19 protein-coding genes and 1 pseudogene are annotated in these 21,553 nt (G+C 58.2%); 9 read left to right on the forward strand and 11 right to left on the reverse strand.

What is annotated here, in order from left to right:
• Nucleotides 1-25: 25 nt before the first annotated feature.
• The 8 genes and pseudogenes from FJ145_14570 to FJ145_14605 form a co-directional block, all read right to left on the reverse strand.
• A complete protein-coding gene (locus FJ145_14570) occupies nucleotides 26-1,651 on the reverse strand; it encodes a GAF domain-containing sensor histidine kinase (GenBank protein ID MBM4262641.1) in 1,626 nt (541 codons plus the stop codon).
• Between the two features lie 104 nt (nucleotides 1,652-1,755).
• Complete coding sequence (locus FJ145_14575) at nucleotides 1,756-1,956, reverse strand: helix-turn-helix domain-containing protein (GenBank protein MBM4262642.1); 201 nt, start codon at nucleotides 1,954-1,956, stop codon at nucleotides 1,756-1,758.
• A 408-nt stretch (nucleotides 1,957-2,364) separates the two neighbouring features.
• Nucleotides 2,365-3,621 carry an amidohydrolase family protein gene (locus FJ145_14580; GenBank protein MBM4262643.1) on the reverse strand — a complete coding sequence of 419 codons (1,257 nt, stop codon included), beginning with the start codon at nucleotides 3,619-3,621 and terminating at the stop codon, nucleotides 2,365-2,367.
• A gap of 111 nt (nucleotides 3,622-3,732) precedes the next feature.
• The gene (locus tag FJ145_14585; GenBank protein MBM4262644.1) at nucleotides 3,733-5,856 is read right to left on the reverse strand and encodes a carboxypeptidase regulatory-like domain-containing protein; all 2,124 of its coding nucleotides are present in this window, start codon (nucleotides 5,854-5,856) and stop codon (nucleotides 3,733-3,735) included.
• A gap of 179 nt (nucleotides 5,857-6,035) precedes the next feature.
• On the reverse strand, nucleotides 6,036-6,323 hold the full coding sequence (locus tag FJ145_14590; protein ID MBM4262645.1) for a hypothetical protein: 288 nt from the start codon (nucleotides 6,321-6,323) through the stop codon (nucleotides 6,036-6,038).
• 120 nt (nucleotides 6,324-6,443) lie between these two features.
• A complete protein-coding gene (locus tag FJ145_14595; GenBank protein MBM4262646.1) occupies nucleotides 6,444-7,697 on the reverse strand; it encodes an FAD-dependent monooxygenase in 1,254 nt (417 codons plus the stop codon).
• 508 nt (nucleotides 7,698-8,205) lie between these two features.
• On the reverse strand, nucleotides 8,206-8,628 hold the full coding sequence (locus FJ145_14600) for an arsenate reductase ArsC (protein MBM4262647.1): 423 nt from the start codon (nucleotides 8,626-8,628) through the stop codon (nucleotides 8,206-8,208).
• Nucleotides 8,625-8,795: pseudogene (locus FJ145_14605) on the reverse strand (aquaporin family protein). Before FJ145_14605 ends, FJ145_14600 begins: the two are co-directional and overlap by 4 nt.
• Before the next feature lie 116 nt (nucleotides 8,796-8,911).
• On the opposite strand from FJ145_14605, the gene ppk1 reads away from it, so the two are divergent.
• The 8 genes from ppk1 (at nucleotide 8,912) to FJ145_14645 (ending at nucleotide 16,717) form a co-directional block, all read left to right on the forward strand.
• Nucleotides 8,912-11,011 carry a polyphosphate kinase 1 gene (gene ppk1, locus FJ145_14610; GenBank protein ID MBM4262648.1) on the forward strand — a complete coding sequence of 700 codons (2,100 nt, stop codon included), beginning with the start codon at nucleotides 8,912-8,914 and terminating at the stop codon, nucleotides 11,009-11,011.
• Nucleotides 11,012-11,053: 42 nt separating this feature from the next.
• Nucleotides 11,054-12,598: a Ppx/GppA family phosphatase gene (locus FJ145_14615; GenBank protein MBM4262649.1), complete on the forward strand. Its 1,545-nt coding sequence runs from the start codon at nucleotides 11,054-11,056 to the stop codon at nucleotides 12,596-12,598.
• A gap of 73 nt (nucleotides 12,599-12,671) precedes the next feature.
• The gene (gene sixA / locus FJ145_14620; GenBank protein MBM4262650.1) at nucleotides 12,672-13,190 is read left to right on the forward strand and encodes a phosphohistidine phosphatase SixA; all 519 of its coding nucleotides are present in this window, start codon (nucleotides 12,672-12,674) and stop codon (nucleotides 13,188-13,190) included.
• Nucleotides 13,088-14,092, forward strand: coding sequence for a CHAD domain-containing protein (locus tag FJ145_14625; protein MBM4262651.1), 1,005 nt, complete (start codon nucleotides 13,088-13,090; stop codon nucleotides 14,090-14,092). The genes sixA and FJ145_14625 overlap by 103 nt, the downstream gene beginning before the upstream one ends.
• 345 nt (nucleotides 14,093-14,437) lie before the next feature.
• Nucleotides 14,438-15,424, forward strand: a complete 987-nt coding sequence (locus FJ145_14630) for a PstS family phosphate ABC transporter substrate-binding protein (GenBank protein MBM4262652.1) — start codon at nucleotides 14,438-14,440, stop codon at nucleotides 15,422-15,424.
• A gap of 55 nt (nucleotides 15,425-15,479) precedes the next feature.
• The gene (locus FJ145_14635) at nucleotides 15,480-15,647 is read left to right on the forward strand and encodes a hypothetical protein (protein ID MBM4262653.1); all 168 of its coding nucleotides are present in this window, start codon (nucleotides 15,480-15,482) and stop codon (nucleotides 15,645-15,647) included.
• A 6-nt stretch (nucleotides 15,648-15,653) separates the two neighbouring features.
• A complete protein-coding gene (locus FJ145_14640; GenBank protein ID MBM4262654.1) occupies nucleotides 15,654-15,974 on the forward strand; it encodes a winged helix-turn-helix transcriptional regulator in 321 nt (106 codons plus the stop codon).
• A gap of 374 nt (nucleotides 15,975-16,348) precedes the next feature.
• Nucleotides 16,349-16,717, forward strand: a complete 369-nt coding sequence (locus FJ145_14645; protein ID MBM4262655.1) for a hypothetical protein — start codon at nucleotides 16,349-16,351, stop codon at nucleotides 16,715-16,717.
• Nucleotides 16,718-16,772: 55 nt separating this feature from the next.
• On the opposite strand, the gene FJ145_14650 is transcribed toward FJ145_14645, so the two are convergent.
• The 3 genes from FJ145_14650 to FJ145_14660 all read right to left on the reverse strand — a co-directional run bounded on the left by FJ145_14650 (nucleotide 16,773) and on the right by FJ145_14660 (nucleotide 19,572).
• Nucleotides 16,773-18,002 (reverse strand): MFS transporter, encoded by a 1,230-nt coding sequence (locus tag FJ145_14650; protein MBM4262656.1) that lies wholly within the window; start codon nucleotides 18,000-18,002, stop codon nucleotides 16,773-16,775.
• 82 nt (nucleotides 18,003-18,084) lie between these two features.
• Nucleotides 18,085-18,423 (reverse strand): tetratricopeptide repeat protein, encoded by a 339-nt coding sequence (locus FJ145_14655; GenBank protein ID MBM4262657.1) that lies wholly within the window; start codon nucleotides 18,421-18,423, stop codon nucleotides 18,085-18,087.
• 9 nt (nucleotides 18,424-18,432) lie between these two features.
• Entirely contained in the window at nucleotides 18,433-19,572 is a 1,140-nt protein-coding gene (locus FJ145_14660; protein ID MBM4262658.1) for a response regulator, read from the reverse strand.
• Between the two features lie 127 nt (nucleotides 19,573-19,699).
• On the opposite strand from FJ145_14660, the gene FJ145_14665 reads away from it, so the two are divergent.
• Nucleotides 19,700-21,538 (forward strand): APC family permease, encoded by a 1,839-nt coding sequence (locus FJ145_14665; protein MBM4262659.1) that lies wholly within the window; start codon nucleotides 19,700-19,702, stop codon nucleotides 21,536-21,538.
• The last annotated feature ends 15 nt before the right edge of the window (nucleotides 21,539-21,553 follow it).

The raw sequence follows: 21,553 nt of genomic DNA on the forward strand, positions 1-21,553 counted from the left end.
AATTTCTTGCCACAAACGGCTTTACCTACAGATGGCGCGGCAGCGTCACACTAAAAGTCGAGCCGCGTCCGAGCTCGCTTTCGACTTGTAACTCGCCGCCCAGCAAGTCGACGAATTTTTTGGCGACGTACAATCCGAGACCGACGCCGCCGTGGCTGCGCGTAATCGAACTGTCCAATTGTCGAAACATTTCGAAAATATGCGGCAGCGCTTCGGTTGGAATGCCAATGCCGGTATCGCTCACGGAAAAGCGCACGGCGTTACCACCCGCCGCAGCCGACGCAGTGACGACGATACGCCCCTGGTCGGTGAACTTGATTGCGTTCTCGATGAGATGCTCAATAACTTCCTTGAGCTTTTCCGGATCGGTTTTCAGATCCGGTAGGTCGGGCTGGCAGTGCCAGACCAGATCGAGTTCTTTCCCGGCGGGCACCGTGCAAGTCGCTTTGAGCACATCGATCAATTGACTCGCCTCGATGACCTGATGATCCACCCGGACTGCGCCCGCTTCGATACTGGTGGCTTGCAAGATACTAATGATCATACCGAGCAGATCGTCGGAGCATTGCATGATGCGGTCGATGCCCCGTTTCTGCTCGTCGGTCAGATCGCCCAACAAACCTTCCTGCATCATGCCGGCGTAGCCCATGATGAGGTTTAAAGGTGTGCGAAATTCATGGGACATGACGCTGAGAAATTCGGCTTTGGCTTTATCCGATCGCTCCGCGCTCACTGTCGCGCGCCGCAGATCGAGAGCCTGCAGCGCGTTTTCTTCGCGCAAAAGCGCGTTGTGCAACGCCACGGTGCTGACGCCGGTCAGTGTTGTTAGCTCGACCCTTTCGTCGCGGGAAAAACCATGCGGCGCCGTAGAATAGTAGCCGATGACGCCGAGAATAGTGCCGTCGACAACCAGCGGCACGCCGTAGTAGGCGCGCAGGCCATATTTGCGCAGAAACCGGATGTAGCGCGTACTGGCACGGGCTTGCGCGTTAGCAATCATGACCGGTTTACCGGTCTCCAAGGCGGTCCTGCTCAGCCCAACGGCACCGCGGGGGATGGTATGCTTCCATTCCTCCTCATCAAGGTTTTTGCAAGCGATGGCATCCAACGCGCCGGTCTTACGGTTGCGCATGCGTATGGTGATGGCGGAGACCGCGGCGATCGGCGCGGCAGCATCGAATAACGCGTCGAGAATTTTATGCAGACCGGGTGCTGTGAGAAAGGTTTGCGCCAGCCGATGCAGGTGCTCCATGCGCTCGATATAGTCTCTTGAGCGCCGCGGCGAAGGCAACAACGATGACGGGTTGCTTTTCGCTGTCGGCAGACCGACGACTGGACGCCAACCAGCCGCTTTGCTGCTGCCGGTGCTGGACTTATCGCTCTTGTGCTTGGCGGCGCGCATGGCGAATTGATGCGTTGCAGCACGGCGGCGCGCGCTCCACAGCGCCGCCGCAGCGGCGCCAAGCACGAGCCCGAAATCGCCCGGCATGAACGGCACCGGCGCCGCGGGCCGTGGCCCTGGCGCCACCACGGACGCAGCGACCGGGGCCGCAACGGCCAGTCTTATTAAAGCAATGTTTCCGGGACTATCGAGAAGCAAAATCGAGAAGACCGCTCCGGGTAGCAACACAGTACGGGTTCGCGGTTTCATAGATCATCAAAAGTAACAGCCAGACCCACCCCCTAAGGCAATCGACCCAGGTAGCAGCAGGGTGCTTTCCCGGATCGTTTGGACATTTTTGTCCTTGAACCCAATCACTCTTCGCGGGCTAACTTTTCACGCTGATCGAGCCAATCGCTCAGCTGCGCTTCGCGCAGACGCCATTGGCCTCCGACCTTGAACGCCGGCAACTGCTTTTGCCGAATCATGCGCTGCAAGGTCCGAGTGGAAACCTGAAGCAGTTTGGCAGCCTCGGAGAGGGTCAGAAGACGGATAATTTCAAGCTGTTTTTCCATGGCTAAAAATCCCCCGCGCACTGCGTAGGCAAGTAAAATGCCAGCGCCGGGTGCGGCCTAACATGCTGATTTTACAGCACTTGTTACTGACCTGTGTTTGCTTCGAGCACAAAATTGGACATGCCCGGACAAATATTGACCCATCTGTGCAAGGAGGCCTGCGGGACCGACAACGGCAGCCTGGGAGGTGTATTGATCGTGAATCGAGCCCAAAGGGGTCATTCCTATCTGACGAAATTTTGGCGCAATTGACAAGCTAGACGTTTACGGACAGTGATAGGCAAATTGATCGCTGGAGTCTAGCCGAATGAAGCTAGAGAAAGGGTATATCGATTAGGATTTTTCTCGCGCAAAGGCGCAAAGGTTTGCGTCTTTTGCGTTTTTAGCGGCCATTCTTGTCACCCAAAATCACGCGAACTTTTTGCCGCCAAGATAGATCGTATGAATGGCGCGCATGTGCGTGATGTTTTCCAGCGGATTCTTATCCAGCACGAGCAAATCGGCGGCCTTGCCTTTGGCCAGCGTGCCGAAATCTTTGGCGATGCCGAGCGATTCCGATGCACTCTTCGAGAACGACTGGATCACCTGCATCGGCGTCAATCCCGACTGCACCATCAGCTCCATCTCGCGGTGCTCGGAAAACCCCTGCACTAAAAATCGGCTGGGCGCGCCGCCGCTGTCGGTGCCCAGGGCGATGCGCACACCGCCATCGGCAAGCTTTTTCAGATTGATTTTATTCATCTCGAAACCGGCCTTGAAGAGATCGCGTTGCGGATGCTTGGCCTGAAGCTCGCGCACCTTGGTTCTAAGCGCCGTCATTTGCGCTGCCGACAAAAATCTGTGGAAAAACGGATCCTCGATCCAGGCCGGACTATCGCCGTAAGCGAAAAGAAACTCGTCGCGAATCAACGTCGGCGTCAACGTCACGTCGTGCTTTTTGGCCAGGGCGATAAACTCCGCGTCCACTTCGCGATCGCGCACGTTGTGGCCAAGGATATTGAGACCGCCCTCGATGAGCATCCTGGCATCAACCATCTCGTAGGCATGGCCCAAAGTGCGCTTGCCGAGCTTACGCGCCTGTTCGAGCACGGCGGCGCAAAACTCGGCGGAAAGCTTGGCGCGGGTGCCGAAGCCGCTGTCGACCCAGACTTTGATGTAGTCGGCGCCAGCGGCGACGATCTCGTCAACTTTGGCGCGCCCCTGCTCCGGCGTGGCAATTTCCGGGTCGGGCGCAAAGCGATGCTTGACCGTAGAGACTCGCGCGCCGCGCAGCACCCCTTTCTTCTGCGCCTCGCGAACCTGAACGACTTCGTCCGGATCAGTCTGCATGCTCGTCGCCGTAGTCACACCGTACAGCGCGTACTGGCGCAGCTGCGGCTCGCTATTCTCACCGACGTGGCCGTGGGCGTTGATACTGCCAGGAACGATGAACTTGCCGGTGAGATCGATGACGGTGGCACCGGCTGGCGCTTTGATCTTGGACGATGGTCCCAGGTCGCGGATGCGCCCGTTTTCCATCACGACGGTGAAATCTTTTTGCGGCGGCGCGCCGCTCCCGTCGATGACCGTGGCGCGATTGAGAACGATTACTTGAGCGGCGGCAATCGACGCAAAGAAGATCGCCGCGGCAATCGGCACGATGCTTAGCAAGACGCTCTTGCGCATACCGCCTCCTCAATCGTGCTCGGAGTATCTCGCGCAGAGAACGCAGAGGACGCAAAGCTCGGAGGTATTTTTACTTTGCGTCCTTTGCGCCTCTGCGCGAGACATTCCGAATTACTTCGCCAACGGATCCGGCCGCAACTGAAACTGCACCGCCATCGGTTTGGCGCCCTTGCCGCGCTCGTTTAACCACGGCGCGCGGTCGCCGCTGGCGCTCCACAGGCCGCGCCCCTTCCAGCCAGCGTTGGGATCGTCGATGCGGCCGTCGAAACCTTTGGCGTAGAAACCCAGCGGATAGGGCACGCGCAGGACCATCATCTTGCCGTCTTTAAAGGCGATCAAACCATCATTCAAGTTACCCGTCGACATCGGCACGTCGTTGCCTAAGCCAAACGTATTGTGCTGGTCGACCCAGGTGTAGTAGCTCGACTCGGCGCTGTTATCGCCCAAGCCCTTGAAGCCCGGGCCCGGATATTTGTGAAACGCCCAACCCTCCGGGCAGTGATCGCCCGTCGCCTTCGGACCGTTCAAAGGCCCTTTGCACTTGCGCCGATCGAAGCTCGCCAAGTGTCCGCTCGATAGCGACACCCAAATAACACCTTGCTTATCGATGTCGCCGCCACGCGGGCCGAAGCCGGGCAACGGCACGTTGTAGATTTCCGTCAGCGCCGTCTCCGAAGGATTACTGCCGGGAGCGACGCGCACCACCGCACCGGGAAAGCTGCGGAACGTGCCCCAGACCGAGCCATCCACCGGGTTCGGCATCACAGCGTAGAAGCCGGCGACGATGCGCTTATCCTTGGCCGGATCCACCGGCTGGTTGGGCTCGACGTATTCATCGCGCTTGCCGTTACCGTTGGTGTCGAGAATCATCGGCGTCCAGCCCTGCGAGCGCGCGATATCGCCGGTTTCATCGAACATCTTGGTATTGACCCAACCCACCACCTGGCCCGCACCGCTCGTCCACAGCGTATCGTTGGCGTCGTAGCCGAACTGCAAATGATGCGAGCCGAAGCAGGTATCGACGAAAGTATATTGGCCGGTCTTGGGATCGAGCATCGTGAGCTGGCGGTTGTTGCGCTCCACGGGAAAGACTTTTGCCGAAGGATGGCTCGAGCCCTTCTTGCAGAAATCAGGCGCCGGCGCGTCGCGAAAAGCAGCGGCAAACCACACCCGCCCTTTGCGGTCGAACATCGCGTTGTGATTATTCGACCGAGTGTCCCAGAGTTTTTCCGCGCCCCAGTAGGGCGAAGGCTGCAAGAGTTTATCGCTGGCTGCATGCCCCGGGCCGAGGGCTTCCGGGGTACCGGGCCGCACCGGCGTTGAGATATGGGTCGCCGTGTGTTTTTTGGGATCGAGCACCGGCATGAGGTCGGTGCTATACTCCGGTGAGCCGTAAAGCGGTCCGTAGGCGTTGACGGTCGGGTAGCGCCGGTCGGACGCGATCAGGTCGTGCAAATACTTTTTCTCGCTCGACCAGTCCCAGGTCGTCACCACGATATTGCGCTCCACACCCTGGGGCCGTGCCGGCTTGCTGTCGGGCAGCTCACCTTTGGCGACCCGGTCAGTCCAGTCGGCGAAATATTTGATCGGCGCCCCGCCGAGATCCTTCATCAGTGTGTTGAACATCGACTCGCCGGATTGTCCCGACTGGATGCGGCGGAACCATGCCTCCTGGGAATTTTCAATATTAATCGGATGGGGAATGTCCTTCGGGAACGTGCGCGTCGAGAGTTGGCCCATCTGATGGCAGCCGACACAGCCATTGCTCTTCATCGAATTGAGCCAGGCGTTTTGGGTTATCTTGACGGGGACCGCGCCCTTGCCGCCAAACTCGCTCGCTTCGGGGATTTTCAGCATCGAGTACCAATGGATCGCCGGATAGTACTTCGCCGCCGCCGCGTCGTTGGGCGCTAGCACCGCGCGCAAGTTCAGGTGCCGCCCCGGCGCCGCTTTCACCTTCGGCGAATCGACCAGACCGTAGCCGCGCACCCAGATATCGTAGCTCGCCTTCGGCAAATCCGGCAGCACGTAGCGGCCTTGATCGTCGGTGACGACCATGCGCGCAAAACGCGTCGGCAGATCGTTGGTTTCGGCGATGACCCAAACCCCCGCCTCCGGTCCTTTAGCGCTCGTCACGACGCCGCCGATATCGTTGTTATCGAGAGCGACCGTTTGCTGACTGCTCAGGGGATGCGGCAAAAGAAAAACCGCCAGCGCCAACCCGGCAATCGTCAAGCATGAGAGCCACGCAATCCTTGATTTCATACCGACTCCTTTAACTCTACACGTGTTTACTGGAAGCGAGCGGAGATTAGCGAGAAAGAAGCATCTCGTCAATCGGCGGGAAGTAGATAGCGCCAGCCGATATCTTATGCGGTTCGGTCTGCCCAGGCGGTGGAGCCTATTTGATTTTGTCAGATGGCTTCCGCGATGTAGAACCCACCGTGGCTTTTCTCGGTTTGTAAGTGTCCGACGGCGGCGCGGAACGATTTGTAGGAATCCGTAAAGCGCCAGCGCGCCAGGTGTTCTTTGCTTTCCCAGAGTAGAATAACGATCACCTGCGACGGATCGTCGTCGCTGCAGAGAATATGGCCGCCGGTAGAGCCCGCCGACTTACAACCTTGCACGGCGTCACGATAAATCTTGACGTACTCCGCACGCTTGGCTGGATCGACGGTTTGAAAACGCATTTCGTAGACCATCTTCGTTCCTCCCTTCGTGTCCTTCGTGCCTTCGTTGAAACAATACTGTTGTTCGGTCGGGGTCGAAACTGTTCAAAAGGCTCCCGTCATGCTGAGCTTGTCCAAGCGTGTATCTTCGCCTTAGCTAATGCCTTTGGCCTTGCGCACGCTTTCGATCAGCGAGGTGCGCAGTAGAAATTGCTTGTGTCGCTTGGGGTCTTCGGCAATCGCGCGCAGCTCATCAAAGCGCGCCTGGCGCGCGCTCGGGTCTTTTTCTTCCAACCGCTTTTTATTGTTGATGGTCTGCTCCTGGACGAACTCGATATTGAGCGTGCGCCGGCGCCGCTCGTAGCGATCCAGTAGCGATCGATCGGCGCCGTTGCGCTCGACTTCGATCAACGTCTCGACCAGCTCCATAGCGTCGTGAATGCCGCCGTTCAAACCCAGGCCGCCTACCGTATTGTTCACGTGGGCCGAGTCGCCGGCGAGAAAGGCTCGCCCTTTGCGAAATTTCACCGCTACGCGTTGATGAACTTTATAGAGGTTCTTGTGCATCAAGCGATAGCCCTTGGGCAACGGGCAAATGCGTTCCAAGCGGCGATAGGCGGATTCGTCGCTGAGCGCTTCGGCGTCAGTTTCTTCAGGCCGCGTCGGACACACCGCGCGCCAGCGGCCTTTGCCGTCATCGCCCGCTACTTTGAATAAGTTCGTCCACTCGTCGGGATCGGCCATGTAGTTGCGGTAGCACGATCCGGTTAGGATCTGCTGAAAATCGTCGCGTACGGTCAAAACCAGAAATTGCTCGGGCCAGGTGTAACCTTCGAACTCGATATCGAGTGCCTTGCGCACGACGCTGCGGCCACCATCGGCGCCGATTAAATAGTCGCCTTCGATGGACTCAGTGCCGTGGGGTCCGTTGACGGTGGCCGTCACTCGGGCATCGGTTTGCGACAAGTCGGTCAGTTGCGTGTTCATGCGAATTTGCACGTGGCCATATTGGGTTAATTTCTTTAGTCCCATGTTACATAGCTTGTGCTGCTCGGTCTGCACAACGAAGGGAAACTCGGTCTCGCCACGCAACAGCTCGTGATCGAATTCGGTAATCTTAGTTCGCTTCGCTTTGTCCCAGAACTGAAAGTAGCGCGCCACCAAGCCTTCGGCGATGAACTGATCGATCAAGCCGACCCGCGCGATCATGGCCAGCGTCGAAGGATGGGTGGTCGCCGCCCTTGGGTTGTCATCGATCTTCGCTTCAGCTTCGAGCAGCGTCACGGAAAAATCGTTTTGCGCGCACGCCAGCGCGGCCACGACGCCAACCGGCCCGGCACCGGCAATAATGATATGAGGAGATTTCATTTCAATCGGCCTTCTATTTCTCTGCAGTGGTAGTGGCATTGGCCTCGACAATGCTCGTGTCAAATAGCATGCCGCCCGACGGGTAGAGCTACTCCATCAAGTATTGGCCCGACAACTCCGTTAACAGCGGACCCGCCTTCGTTGACGGCCAAAGTTTTCACGACAATCAACGTCGGCGCCAGCGAGAACGAACAACATGTCGCAAAGCGGACATGGGAACCATTTCGGACTTTTTCATGAACAATTTCAACTGCGAAACGGTTCTTTCTGACCTCGTCGATGAACTCTAGATGGGTTTTTCAGCAGAGTCTAATATTCTGTTACGACGTCGTCGGATCCGGCAGCACCGTGCCGCACTTCTTGCACGTGCGCAGCTCTTGGTTGGCGTTAAACGCCGCGGCAACTTTTACCATCCCCGCCGACAAGCTTAGGCAGGATGGAAACAGACGGTTCGGTGAATTCAGGGCTAAAATTGTGTTGAGAGAAAACCCGATGAATGAATGAGATCCCTGGTGATTTCGTGCCTGGGACATTACGCGACTTCGGCTTATCGGTGACCGAGTGCGAACACCCGCAAATACGCCCGCAGCTCGTCGCGCACGCGGCGAAACAGCGCTAACCGTTTTTGCTCGGTTCCGTCAAGCGCTGCCGGATCGGTGAAATCATGATGCAGCTTCTGCGCTTTGCCCAAAAACACTGGGCAGGATTCGCGCGCGTTGTCGCAAACCGTGATGACGTAGTCGAAGGTTTGGCCATGAAACACATCGACATGTTTCGAGCGATGCGCCGAGATGTCGATATTGAGCTCGGCCATGACTGCGATCGCTTCCGGTCGCACGACGCTCGGCCGGGTGCCGGCGCTGGCTACTGCGAAACGCTCGCCGGCATCGTGGCGCAATAATCCCTCGGCCATTTGGCTGCGCGCCGAATTGCCGGTGCAAAGTATCAGGACACGTTTTTTGACGCTCATGGTTTGGCGATGGGCTGAGAAATAGGTGATACAGCGGCGGCAACTTCCTTCGGACACGCGGGCACCAGCCAGCGCAACACAAACGTCGCCGCCGCTGCGCCGAGGAGCTGCATCACGACAAAGCCAGCTGCATCGGCGCGCCGCATGCCTGCGAACGTATCGCTGGCAAAGCTTTCACGCAACAATTATGCTTTCTTGCCGATGCCGTGATTGCCAAGACGGCGGTGCATTTAATAGATTCGTAACGTCCTTGTAACACAACGATGATTAATTTTTTGGCACTATGGATTCTTTAACCGACCCCGTTGCGGGCGAGAGCCTTTTCATCAACCGCGAGCTTTCGTGGTTGGAGTTCAATCGCCGGGTGCTCGAAGAGGCCAAAGACGACTCGGTGCCGCTGCTCGAGCGCATCAAGTTTCTCGCGATTTTTAGCTCCAACCTCGATGAGTTCTTCATGGTTCGCGTCGCTCGGCTGATGAGACGGGTCCACGACGGCGATCGGCGCCCCGGGCCCGACGGCCTCACCCCCGCCGAGACCCTCACGGCGATGGCGAAGTTGGCGCACGAGTTGGTCGATGAGCAGCACCAGTGTTTTCTCGACACGATCTTGCCGCGGCTCACCTATGAAGGCATTTATCTTTGCCGTCCCAAAGAAATGACCGCCGAACAGGGGCGTTTTCTCGAGGATTATTTTCTCGGCACGCTCTACCCGATTGTCACGCCGTTGGCGATCGACCCGGGCCATCCGTTCCCTTACCTGGCCAATCGCTCGCTCTGTCTGGTGGTCTCGCTGCGCGCGGCGATCGCCTCGCGCCTACCCCACACCGATTTGTCCATCGTCCATATTCCCACCCACGTCGCGCCGCGCTTTATTGCGCTGCCAACCGTTGAGGGCCAACACGCCTTCGTTTTGTTGGAGGATGTGCTGCGCCATTATTTGCCGCGGCTCTATCAGGGCTTTGAAATACTTTCCTGCCACGCGATCCGCGTCACCCGCGACGCCGATTTCGGCCTGACGCGCCGGCGCGACGAAGATTTGATGATGCTCATCGAAAAGGGCATTCGCAAGCGGCGCATGGGCGATGCGGTGCGCTTGCAATACGATCGCGACATGCCGATGGCCATCGTCAACCAGCTGGTCGACGAGTTGGACCTCAGCCCGGCAAGCCTCTACCCCGGCGAAGGGTTCACCGCGTTCACCGACCTGCTCCAGCTCTACAACGCGCTCAACATTCCGCGTCTGCGCGACCGGCCGCAGCCGCCGCTGCCAGTGCCGTCCTTCGAACACGCCGCCGATCTATGGAGCGCGATTCGAGCGCGCGACGTGCTGGTGTTTCACCCCTATCAGTCGTTCGACACCGTGACCCGCTTTGTCGACGAGGCGGCCAGCGATCCCAAGGTCCTGGCGATCAAGATGACGCTTTATCGCGTCAGTCCGACTTCGCCGATTGCGCCGGCGCTGCGGCGCGCCGCCGAGGCGGGCAAAGAAGTTTCGGTGTTGGTGGAATTGCAAGCGCGCTTCGATGAGGAAGCCAACATTACCTGGGCACGCGCCCTGGAAGACGTCGGCGCCCACGTGGTTTATGGCATGGTCGGCTACAAGACTCACTGCAAGATCTGTCTCGTGGTGCGCCAGGAAGCCGACGGCATACGGCGCTACTGTCATCTCGCCACCGGCAACTACAACGTGCGCACCGCCGGAGTGTACAGCGATCTCGGCCTGTTCACTTGCCGTGAGAGCTTCGCCCAGGATCTTACCGAGCTGTTTAACTTACTGACCGGCTACACCCGGCCGCAAAAATTCAACCACATCTTGCTTGCACCGCTGGGCCTGCGCGAGCATTTCATCAATTGCATTCGCGGCGAAGCCGACCATGCGCGCGCCGGCCGGCCGGCGCGCATCATCGCCAAGGTGAACAGCCTGATCGACCCGGCGATTATCGACGAGCTCTACCGCGCCAGCCAGGCGGGCGTGCAGATCGACCTGATCGTGCGCGGCATGTGCAGCCTGCGCCCGCGGCTGGTGGGAGTGTCGGAGCATATCGAAGTCGTCTCGATCATCGACCGCTATCTCGAGCACGCCCGGGTTTTCTATTTTCACGACGACAACGATCCGAAGTATTGGCTCGCCTCAGCAGACTGGATGGAGCGTAATTTCGATCGCCGTTTGGAGATCGCCTTTCCCGTGCTCGACCTGCAGCATCAGGCAAGGTTAAAAGAGATTCTCGAAGTGCAGCTGAGCGATTGCCTCAAGAGCTGGCGTCTGCAGCCCGACGGTACGTGGCGCCGCTCGCCGCCCTGCGGCACGAGGCTGGTTCGTTCTCAGGAAAAACTTTACGAGCTCACCCGCAGCGCCGCCAACGGCTCGGTCACGCCGTCTTGAGCAAATAGTTCCCACCCGGGGTTGGTATAGGTAAAAAGCTTTATGCTCGAACATTTCGCCGTCATCGACGTGGGCAGCAACGCGCTGCGCTTTCAGTTAGCGAGTGTGCCGCAGCCCAAGCGCTATCGGGTTCTCGAACAAGACCGATTGCCCGTGCGCCTGGGCTACCAGGTCTTTCAAACCGGCCAGCTCGACAGCCGCGCGGCGGAGCAAGCGCTCACGGCCCTCGCGAAATTCAAAGCCACCGCAGACCGTTACCGAGTCAAAGCGCTGCGTGCCGTCGGCACCAGCGCGTTGCGCGAAGCCAGCGACGCCAAAGCTTTTACCGACCGGGTGAGAAAACTCGGCGTCCACCTTGAAGTGATCTCGGAAGCCGAAGAGGCGCGGCTGATCTCGCTCGGCATCATGAGCGGCTTACAGTTTCATTTGCCGCTCGGACTATTTGTCGACATCGGCGGCGGCAGCGTTGAGATGGCGGTGGCCAACGCCAGCAGCAATTATTGTTTGTTCAGCTTGCCGCTCGGCGCCGTGCGCATAACCGAGCGTTTTTTGCAGGAAGATCCGCCGCGGCGCAAAGGCATCAAACATCTGCGCTACCACGTCGAAGAGACGCTGCAGGACGTCGTCAAGCGCATCCGCAAAGAAAAGTTCACGATGGCCTTCGGCAGCGGCGGCACTTTGACCACCTTGGCCGAGACCGACGCGCGCCTGGCCGGCGACAGCAAGATCGGCTCGCTGGCGGTGCTGCGCCGGCCGCGCTTAAAGACCTTGATCGAAATCTTAATGCAGCAGCCGGCCGCCGAGCGCGCCAGGTTAATCAGCGGCGATCCGAAGCGCGCCGACATCATCGTCGCCGGCGCTTTAGTCCTGCATGAGATCATGGTTCAGGCGGAGCTCGATTATCTCTTCGTCTCCAAGCGCGGCCTGCGCGACGGCGTCATGGTCGATCTGCTGCGCAAGAAATACGGCGAGAGCGCGCCCTGGCAGCAGGAAAGCGAGCGCGCTCAATCGGTGGAGCAGGTGTTTCAGAAATACGACGGCGGCGCCGTCCACTCGGCCCACGTCAGCCAACTCGCGCTCAGTCTATTTTATCAGCTGCAGCCGCTCCATAAGCTCGGCGAAAAAGATGCCGGCATCCTTCACGCCGCCGCGATGCTGCATGACATCGGCCACTTCATCACCCAGAAAAAGCATCACAAGCACTCTTACTATCTGATCAAAAGCTCCGGCCTCGAATCCTTCAACAAGCTGGAGCTCGAGCTGGTGGCCAACATCGCCCGCTATCATCGCAAAGCCCACCCGAGCCCCAAGCACTTGGGCTTTAGCCAGCTATCGCCGGACAACCAGGACGTGGTGCGCAAATTGAGCGCAGTCCTGCGCGTCGCCGACGCGCTCGACTTCAAGCGCGCCCAAGCGGTGAAGTCGGTGGCCTGCGCCTACCACGGCGGCAAAGTGATCGACATCGCCTGCAGCGCCGCGGAAAATGTCAGCGATGAAATTCATTGGGCTTTGCAGAAAGGCAAGCTGATCGAAGAAGTTTTCGACGTCAAGCTATCGTTGAACCGCGCCAAACCACGCAGTTTGTAAGCAACGCTAACGGAGGGGCTCACCGTTCATGGACTATTGGCGCAACGTCAGCTGAGAGTTACGCTATTGGCAGATGAACTTGTTTTTTCTGCGCCACGGCAGCGCCATCGAGCACGGCGATCCGCGCGTCGAGAGCGACACGGAGCGCTTCCTCACGCCCAAAGGGATCAAGCGCCTGCGCCAAGCGGCGCGCGGCATGCGCGCGCTCGGTCTGTCCTTCGACGCCATTCTGACGAGCCCGGCCGTGCGCGCGCGCCAGACCGCACAGATCGTCGCGGTCGCGCTCAAGATCGCGGCCGAGCCACGGGAAATGATGGACTTGGCACCGGAGAGCACGGTGGAGCATCTGATCTTTGGTTTGAGCCGGCTGCCGGCGCAAGACAATTTGCTGCTCGTCGGCCATGAACCGCTGTTGACGCAAGCCTGTTCATTCTTATTGGCGCTTGAAAGAGATCAGAGCCTGAACCTCACGCTCAAAAAGGCGGGCCTATGCCACCTCGAAGTCGATCACCTTCCGCCCTCCGAACCGGCAACGCTGCATTTTTGGCTGACGCCAAAACAGCTGCGCCAACTGGGCGAGACAAAAAAGTAACCCGGCGCAAGCCCGACACAAAGCCAGCGCGCGCAGAGACCGACGCCCTCGGCAAGTTGGCGCACAAGCGGCTCGGCGATTTCGCCGCCCTGTTCGCTCAAGCGATGATTGCCGACGATCCGAAAACTGTCCACGACCTGCGCGTTGCCAGCCGGCGCCTGCAGCAACTGTTGCGCGCTCTGCACTCTGTCAAGAACAAGAAACCGGCGAAAAAGGCCGGCGATTTTTTGCGCGCGCTGCGCCAGGCCCTTGGGCCGCTGCGCAACCTGGACGTGATGGCAGAAATGGCGGCAGCCCGCGCCCAAGCTGGCCACAGCGCGGCGACCCGCGGCACTTGGCTGGGAATTGCGTCGGCCATTGAGAAAGAGCGCGCCGAGGAAAACGCGCGCGCCCGCGAAGCGATGAAGGATTTCGATTTGACCGGCTTTCTCGACCGCATGACGCGCACGCTGCACAGTCGGTCGGCCCAGGACTCGGATGCGAAAGACTTGCAAGAGACTACCGAGCGCCGTTTCCAGTCATGGAGCGATGCGTTGAGCCAGGTCGTTACGGAGCCCACAGTGAAACGCCTGCACGCCTTGCGCATCGCCGGCAAGCGGCTGCGCTACTCCATCGAGCTGCGCGCCGCAGTGAGCGACGGCACGTTAAAACCGCTGGCGCAATCGCTGGCCAAGCTGCAGGACAACCTCGGCGCCTGGCACGACGTGCACACGCTGATGCAGTACGTCGACGCCTATCTCAATCAGAAAGAACTCCGCGCCGAACGTGCCGGCGAAAGCCGCGCACTCCTTTCTGAGGTGGAGCGCGAGCAAAAACGCGGTCAAACCCAGGCCGACGAAGCGATCGCCGCAGCCCAGTCGCTGCGCAACAGTTGGCCGATCAAGTCCGACCCTGCTGCGTAGGATGGGTTGAGGGTAGCGATACCCATCGTCTCAACACTGTGGGTATCGGCGAAACGCCTCAATCCACCCTACGCTCAATCAAAAGCCTCCGCGGGTCTCCCCCGCAAGCTCTTCATTATATTGATCCAGAACAAATTTATCCGGCAGTTCACCGAAGCTTCACGCGCCGTTAACAAATCTTCTTTGCCTTCGCGTCGAAAAAGTAAAACTGACTTTCACAAAGCAGCCCTTCAAGGAGGTGAAGAACAGCTTCAAGTAGAGATCGGTAGTTCATCAACGATTCATGTGGGCGAAACACAGTTGTAACAAAGCAAACCTATTTTTTGACAAGGAGGAAATAACCAGATGAAGAATACAATTTTAGCGTTTGGGTTGGCCGCCGGCTTAGGGTTCAGCTCCTACGCGCGGGCGCAGATTGTTCAAGTCGACGGATCGAGCACGGTGTCTCCGGTCACGGAAGCGGTGGCGGAAGAATTTCAGAAAGCCAAGAAGGGCAAGGTGAAAGTCACCGTCGGCATCGCCGGCACCGGCGGCGGCTTCAAAAAATTCTGCCGCGGCGAAACCGACGTCAGCAACGCTTCGCGGCCGATCTTGAAACAGGAAATCGCAGCCTGCAAAGGCAGCGGCGTTGAGTTCATCGAGCTGCCGGTGGCCTATGACGCGCTTACTATTATCGTCAACCCGAAAAACGACTGGGTTAAATCACTGACAGTGGCTGACCTCAAGAAGATGTGGGAACCGGGCGCTCAAGGGAAAGTGACCAACTGGAATCAGGTCCGTTCTGAATGGCCGAATGCGCCGCTCAAGCTTTTCGGTCCTGGCGCCGATTCCGGCACCTTTGACTATTTCACCGAAGCGATCGTCGGCAAGGCCAAATCGAGCCGCGGCGACTTCACCGCCAGCGAAGACGACAACGTGCTGGTGCAAGGCGTCGCCAACGACCGCAATGCGCTCGGCTACTTTGGTTTCGCCTACTACGTCGAAAACCAAAAGAAACTCAAAGGCGTTGCCATCGACGGCGGCAAGGGGCCCGTAGCGCCTTCCGCAAAAGCGGTCGAGGACGGCAGCTACCAGCCGCTCTCCCGACCCATCTTCATCTACGTCAGCAAAAAGGCCATGGACAGCAAACCGGAAGTGAGGGAGTTCGTTGAGTTCTCCCTCAAAGAAGCCCCCAAGCTCGTGCCGCAGGTCAAGTATGTTGCCCTTCCGGCTAAAGCCTACAGCATCGGCATGGACCATCTGAAAAAGAATAAGACCGGCACCGTGTTTGACGGCACCGCCGAGATCGGCGTCAAGATCGAAGATCTCCTGAAGCGCGAAGCCAGACTCTAACCGTCAGGGCGCGCCGCGAGGCAGGGGCCGAGCCGGCTCCTGCTTCTATTATTTATTGAGTCAAAACTTACAGGACGTTCGTGCCACCCTTCAAACGATCAGCCGGGCGATCAAGATCAGCTCGATTTCGAAGTACATCGAGCGCATCGCCGACCACGCGACCAACATCGCCGAGCTGGTGGTCTTTATGGTCAAGGGCAACGAGCGGCCCGCCTACCAGTAAGGTGAGCTGAAAATCGATTATACCACCTACGAAGTTTCAGTCGCCGGCAGGCCGGTCAAACTGACCCTAAAAGAGTTCGAACTGCTGCGTTTCCTCGTCCAGAATCCCAACCGGGTGTTGAACCGCGATCAACTATTGGATCGCGTTTGGGGCGGCGACACGTTCGTCACGCCGCGCACAGTCGACGTGCATATTAGGCGTCTGCGCAAAGCCATTGAACAAGACGACAGTAATCCAAAATGGATTTCGACGCTGCGCGGCGTGGGCTACAAGTTCGATGAGAGGACGCTGGAGGAGCCGCTTCGCGACGAATCCCACCACCGGTAGTAATGCCATTCAAGGAGCTTTCTAGGAATTATTTTGATTTGTGAGAGCCTACCGAACATCTACTACAATTTTTACCGCCAATAACGATTTTCCCTCTTGAAAGTTAGTGCAAGAGTCGATAAGACTTTCTCCACTTTGGGCCCGGTTTCGCTTTAGGGTGCAAAGAATACAACGGGAGAACATCTAGCCATGGCATCCCCCCCGCAACGGATCCGATTCTAACGTTGGCTAAGCTGATCGCCGAGGAAACGCGCATCAACGAGAAGATCCGCGATACTCAAGCTGCGTTGACTCTTGTCAAGAAGAAGATTTCCGAATCGCTAGTACAAAACTACACGAGCCAGGGTCCGCGAATACACATGCCGGAGGATCTTATGAACGAAGAACAATCCTACGAACGACTGCTGCAAGCTCTGCAGGACATGAAAAACGAGATCGCCAAGCAAATTCGGCCGGTCGAAGAGCAAATCATTCACGCCAACCGCGAGCACATTCGCGTCTCTTTTACCCAGGAAAGCCAACGGCTGCACAAGTGTCTCGAACAAATCGATAACAACATCTTGGCTTGCCGCCAAGCTTTGGATGAATACAACAGCATCCGCTCGGGCCTGTCGGGCTTAAATGAAAAGCTCACCCAAGTGGGCTCGCCGGTGATGGAAATCCCTGACAGCCTGCAGAGCCAAGACCTGGCGGAAATCGTCCAATCACGCCTCGACCATCTCAAAGCGCACGGTAAGATCTAATCTTCAGCCAAGCGGGCCCGCCTCCCAGACTTCGGGCTGGGGCGCGGGCTCTTTTTTAGCTCTCGCCAATCGGTTGCGCCGCACGTAGCGCCGGTTGACGGCGAATGATGTAAGCCACCAACACAACGGTCAGCACACCGCAACCCGCCACCGTCCACGGCGCGCCAATCCAGCTCGCCAACAGGCCAAACGGGAAACTCCCCATCGGTCCCAGCCCACGGTTGATCAAACCGAACAGCGACATGACGCGGCCGCGATTTTTTTCGTCGGTGTGCACTTGCAACAGCGTCGCCGTCGATGACAGAAATGTCGTCTGAAACGCGCCGGCGATAAACAAGAACACTAGCGATAGCGCAAACACCTGAGAAACTGCGAACAGCAGAATCGCCACGCCAAAACCGGTGGCGAGAAAGATCAGCTGCCGGTGCGGTTTTGGAAAGCGCCGCACCGAAGCCAAAGTCAGCCCGCCGAGAATCGCCCCAGCTCCGGGCGCCATCAACAACATCCCCAGACCTGGAGCGCCGACGTTGAGAATATCGCGCGCAAAGACCGGCATGAACTGCGTGTAAGGTTTGGTGCAGAAGCTGACGACGCCGAGCCCCAACAGAAGCGCCAGAAAGATCGGCGTGTTCCATGCCAGCGATAGACCTTGCATCATATCCTGCAGCAGACTGGCGCGCCGCTCCACAGGCTTGGTCTTTGGGATGCGGATCATGAAGATCGTCACCAGCACGATCAGGTTGCCGATCGCCGCGGCGAAGAAACAGCCCTGGGTGTCGATGATCGGAATCAGCAAACCGCCGATCGACGGACCGAAGAGCATCGAGCCATTGAAGATCATCTGATAGAGCGCCACGGCGTTGGGCAGATCACTGCGCGGTACGACGTCGTGCAAGATCGATTGGCGCACCGGCTGCTCGAAGGAAACCGAGAAGCCCGTCAACGCCGAAACCAGCAAGATATGCCAGACCTGAATGGTGCCCAAATAATTCATAATGCCGAGAAACAAGGCCATCAGGAAAAACGCGCTTTGCGTAATTACGAAAAGCTGTTTGCGATCGGCGCGGTCGACCACTGCACCGCCAAACGCCGAGAAAAGCACGCGCGGCAGGCCGAGGCACAAGCCGTCGAGGCCCAAGTAAAATGGCGAGTTGGTCAGTTGAAAAATCAGCCATGCCTGCGCCGTGGTCTGCACCAACGTGCCCGAATGGCCGAGAAACAGGCCGCACCAGAAAATAAAATAATCGCGATGGCGAAACGCCCGAAAAGTGTTCTTGAGAAACATGGTAGTTCAGGCCGACGACCCACGGCGTGAGTCGCTGCGGGGGAAACCAAACGCGGCGGCGAGAGGGGTAAAGAAAACCCGGTCAGTTTTTCTTTTGCTCGGCCAATTGCCGTTTCCAACCCAGGGTGCGCGCTTGCGCGGCGACCTGCTCGGCTTCGACGATCATGCCTTTTTGTTGGTAGAAAATCGACAGGCTGGTGTAGGCCAACTCATCGTCGGGCGCAACTTCGATAAGTTTTTTCCCGACCGCGATGGCGTCATCGAACTTTTCTTGATGCGCGTAGGTCATCGCCAGCGCGTGCAGCGCGTCGGCGTAGGCGGGGTCTTCATCGAGCGCCTGCCGGTAGCAGCGAATCGCTTCGCCAAGATTTTCCTGGGCGAAAAACTCCATTCCCTGGTTGTACAGGTCTTCTTTATTCACGGTAAATTGTTAGGCGACTTTGTTAGCGGCGAGCGGCACTTTGGCCGATTGCAAGGATTCGGCGACTTCGGGGCGGCATTGCTTGAGCAAAACCTTTTTCAGCATGGTTGGATTGACCGGCTTTTTAAAGATCACGCCTTGCAGACCCTCCAAGCAGCTGCGCTTGATGATGTGATCTTTGTCGTAGTTGAAAGCGGTCATCAGCACGACCGGTAATTCGGGCGTGGTTTGTTTGACGGTCTGGTAGAGTTGATAGCCGTCCATGTCGGGCATGACGACGTCGCTCAACACGAGATCGAACTTTTGTTTGCCGAGCCAATCCATGGCGTAGACGCCCGAGGCAGCGGTCTCGATGCAGCAGCGTTCGGCTTCGAGCAGCTCGCGCAACGAGCTGCAAATGCCGGCGTCGTCGTCGACGACCAGAATGCGCAAGCCGCCTAACGGGAAGCGCGCGTCCGGCTTTGGCCGCTCGCATGGCTTTTCGTCACCGTCGACATGCAGATCGGTCATCAACTTGCCGCCGATATACTCTTTGGTCCCGTATTCCCCTTCTTCGGCCATGCTGCCGATGCGCGTAGTAATGTCCTGAATTTTTTTCACTTGCGAAGCGATCGACTCGACGCGATCCGACTCGACGATATAATCCTCATCGGTCGCCACCCGCTCGACGTATTTCTTGACCATCTCGGTCTGGTTGACCAAGACCTCGAGCGAGTTGTTGATCTCATGCGACAGACCGATGGCGATCTCACCGAGCGTTACTAAACGATCGCGCCGGCGAATTTCGCGAATATCCTTGGCAAAACCGATGGAGCCGACCTCTTTGCCTTTATCGTCATAGATGATCGACGCCGAGATCGTCACCGGAATCTTCTCGCCCTTTTTGGTTTTAAACGCGGTCTCGAAGTTGCGCAGCCGCCCCTTGCCAGCTTCGTTGTCGGCGCGCATGGCCGACATCACCCGGCGCGCTTCATCGATGCTCGGGTAGATTTCCAAAACGTTCTTACCCAGCACCTCTTCATAGGCAAAACCGAGGTTTTGCCGCGCGCCGTCGTTGTAGAACGTGATCGTGCCCTGATTATCGACGGAGATGATTATGTCTGGGCAACTCTCGACGAGCTTTTGAAAGTATTGTACAGGTAAGGCCATAGATCGTTGGCGTTCCGCGTATCTTAATTCTAACCATTGAGGGAATGCAAGAGTCTTAGCTTAGACGTCTCTTATCTGCGATCCTTCGGATTGCATCGTCATTCCCAGATCACCCTATTTCACGCACATGGCCGCAACCTCTGACACTCGACAGCTTAGCTGGACGCTCGCTTGGGCCGTGGTTTTCTGCGACATAGGCACTTCGGTCTACTACGTCCCGGGTATTTTGTACGGCAACGTCGGCGACAAGACTCCGTTTTTCATTCTTCTGACCACCCTCGGCTTCATTCCGCTAGCGCTCAAGTACATTGAGATTACCTGGCGCAACCCAGAGGGCGGCGGCGTCGTCACGATCACGACTAAGGCCTTTGGTCCCATGTGGGGTTGCCTGGGCGGCATGCTGATCACTACCAGTTACTTTCTCACGGCGGCGATCTCAGCGGTTTCCGGGTTCCACTATATCGCCTCGGTGGTGCATGCGCTCGATAACTATATCGTCATATTGGCTTGCACCGGCCTGGTCGCACTGGCGATCTTGAACGTCATCGGCATTCGCGAAAGCGCCATGGCCGCGCTGATCATGGCGGTGGCGGCGTTTGGCGTCGATATTCTGGTCATTTTGTTTTCGGTCAAAGATTTCTCCGCAAGCCAGTGGACCCAGATGCTGCAGAGCCTCCAGCCTGGTCGTGAAATGCCGTTCCATAGTTTGCTCGTCGGCTTCGCCGCAGCGTGGCTGGCTTTCTCCGGCCTGGAAAGCATCAGCCAGCTGAGCCCAGCCATGCGCCTGCCGCTGCGCAAAACAACCCGCTGGGCGATGTACGGCGTCATGGCGAGCATGCTGATCACGGCGCCCATGTTAAGCCTGCTATCGATCAATCTGCTCGCGCCGGAGTTCAAGGCAACCCAGAGCGAGCGATTCATTTCGCAAATCGCTTCGGTATCCGGCGGCTTTGGCTTGCAGCTGGCCGTGGTCGTCAGCGCTTCCAGCCTGCTGCTGTTTGCCGCCAACACCGCGATCATCGGCGCCTACCATGTCTTTCTCGCGCTCGCCAACACCGACTTTCTGCCGCGCGTCATCGCGCTGCGCAGCATTCGCTTTAACAGCCCGCACATCGCCATCATCGTCGCCACCGTGGTGCCGATCGCGGTCATCGTCGCCACCAGCGGCGAGCTCGGCATCTTGGGCGAGATGTACGCGTTTGGATTGCTCGGTGCGTTTGTTTTTTCCTCGCTCAGCCTGGACATCATCCGCTGGCGCCTCGGCCGCCGCGACGTCGGCTTTTGGATCGGCGCACTGACCACGGTCATGCTTGCGGTGGCGTGGTGCGTCAATTTGGTCGAGAAAGAGCTGGCCACCCTCTTCGGCGGCGCGCTCACAATCCTGGGCATGCTCATCGCGGTGGGTGTGCGGCGTGCCTGGTTTGTCGATTTGCTCTCGCGGGTTCCCGCCATCCAGCGGCTGCAGGCACGCGCCTATCTCGCTTCGGAAGCGTTGGTGGATGACGAGCTCAAGGGCTTGGTCACACTGGCCGATGCCGCCGAGCTGAAAGCGCTTTATCCCGGCTCCACGCTCGTGGCGCTGCGCGGCGAGACCCCGGCGCTGCTCCAACAGGCGATCCACATCGCCAAGGGCAAAGGCGAAACCGCGCTGTATTGCATCTACGTCGAGGAGTGGCCCGGTTTGCTTAACGGCAACACGCCGCACCGTCCCAATGAGGAAGGCATTCGCACGCTGCGTTTCGCAGTCCAGCATCTGCGCGGCAAGAACGTCGAAGTGATACCCATCTGGATGGTGTCGCACAACGCCGCCGACGCCATTGCTTCGGCCGCCAAAGCACTCGACGTCGAGAGTGTTTTGATCGGCCAGTCGCGCCGCTCGGCGTTTTATCACATGCTGCGCGGCCATGTCGTCAAAGGGCTCACCAGGAAACTGCCGCGCGATTGCCACCTGATGATCTTCAACTGAACGCTGCCAGCCCCT

The organism is Deltaproteobacteria bacterium (genome assembly GCA_016874755.1).
Classification (GTDB): domain Bacteria; phylum Desulfobacterota; class Binatia; order UBA9968; family UBA9968; genus DP-20.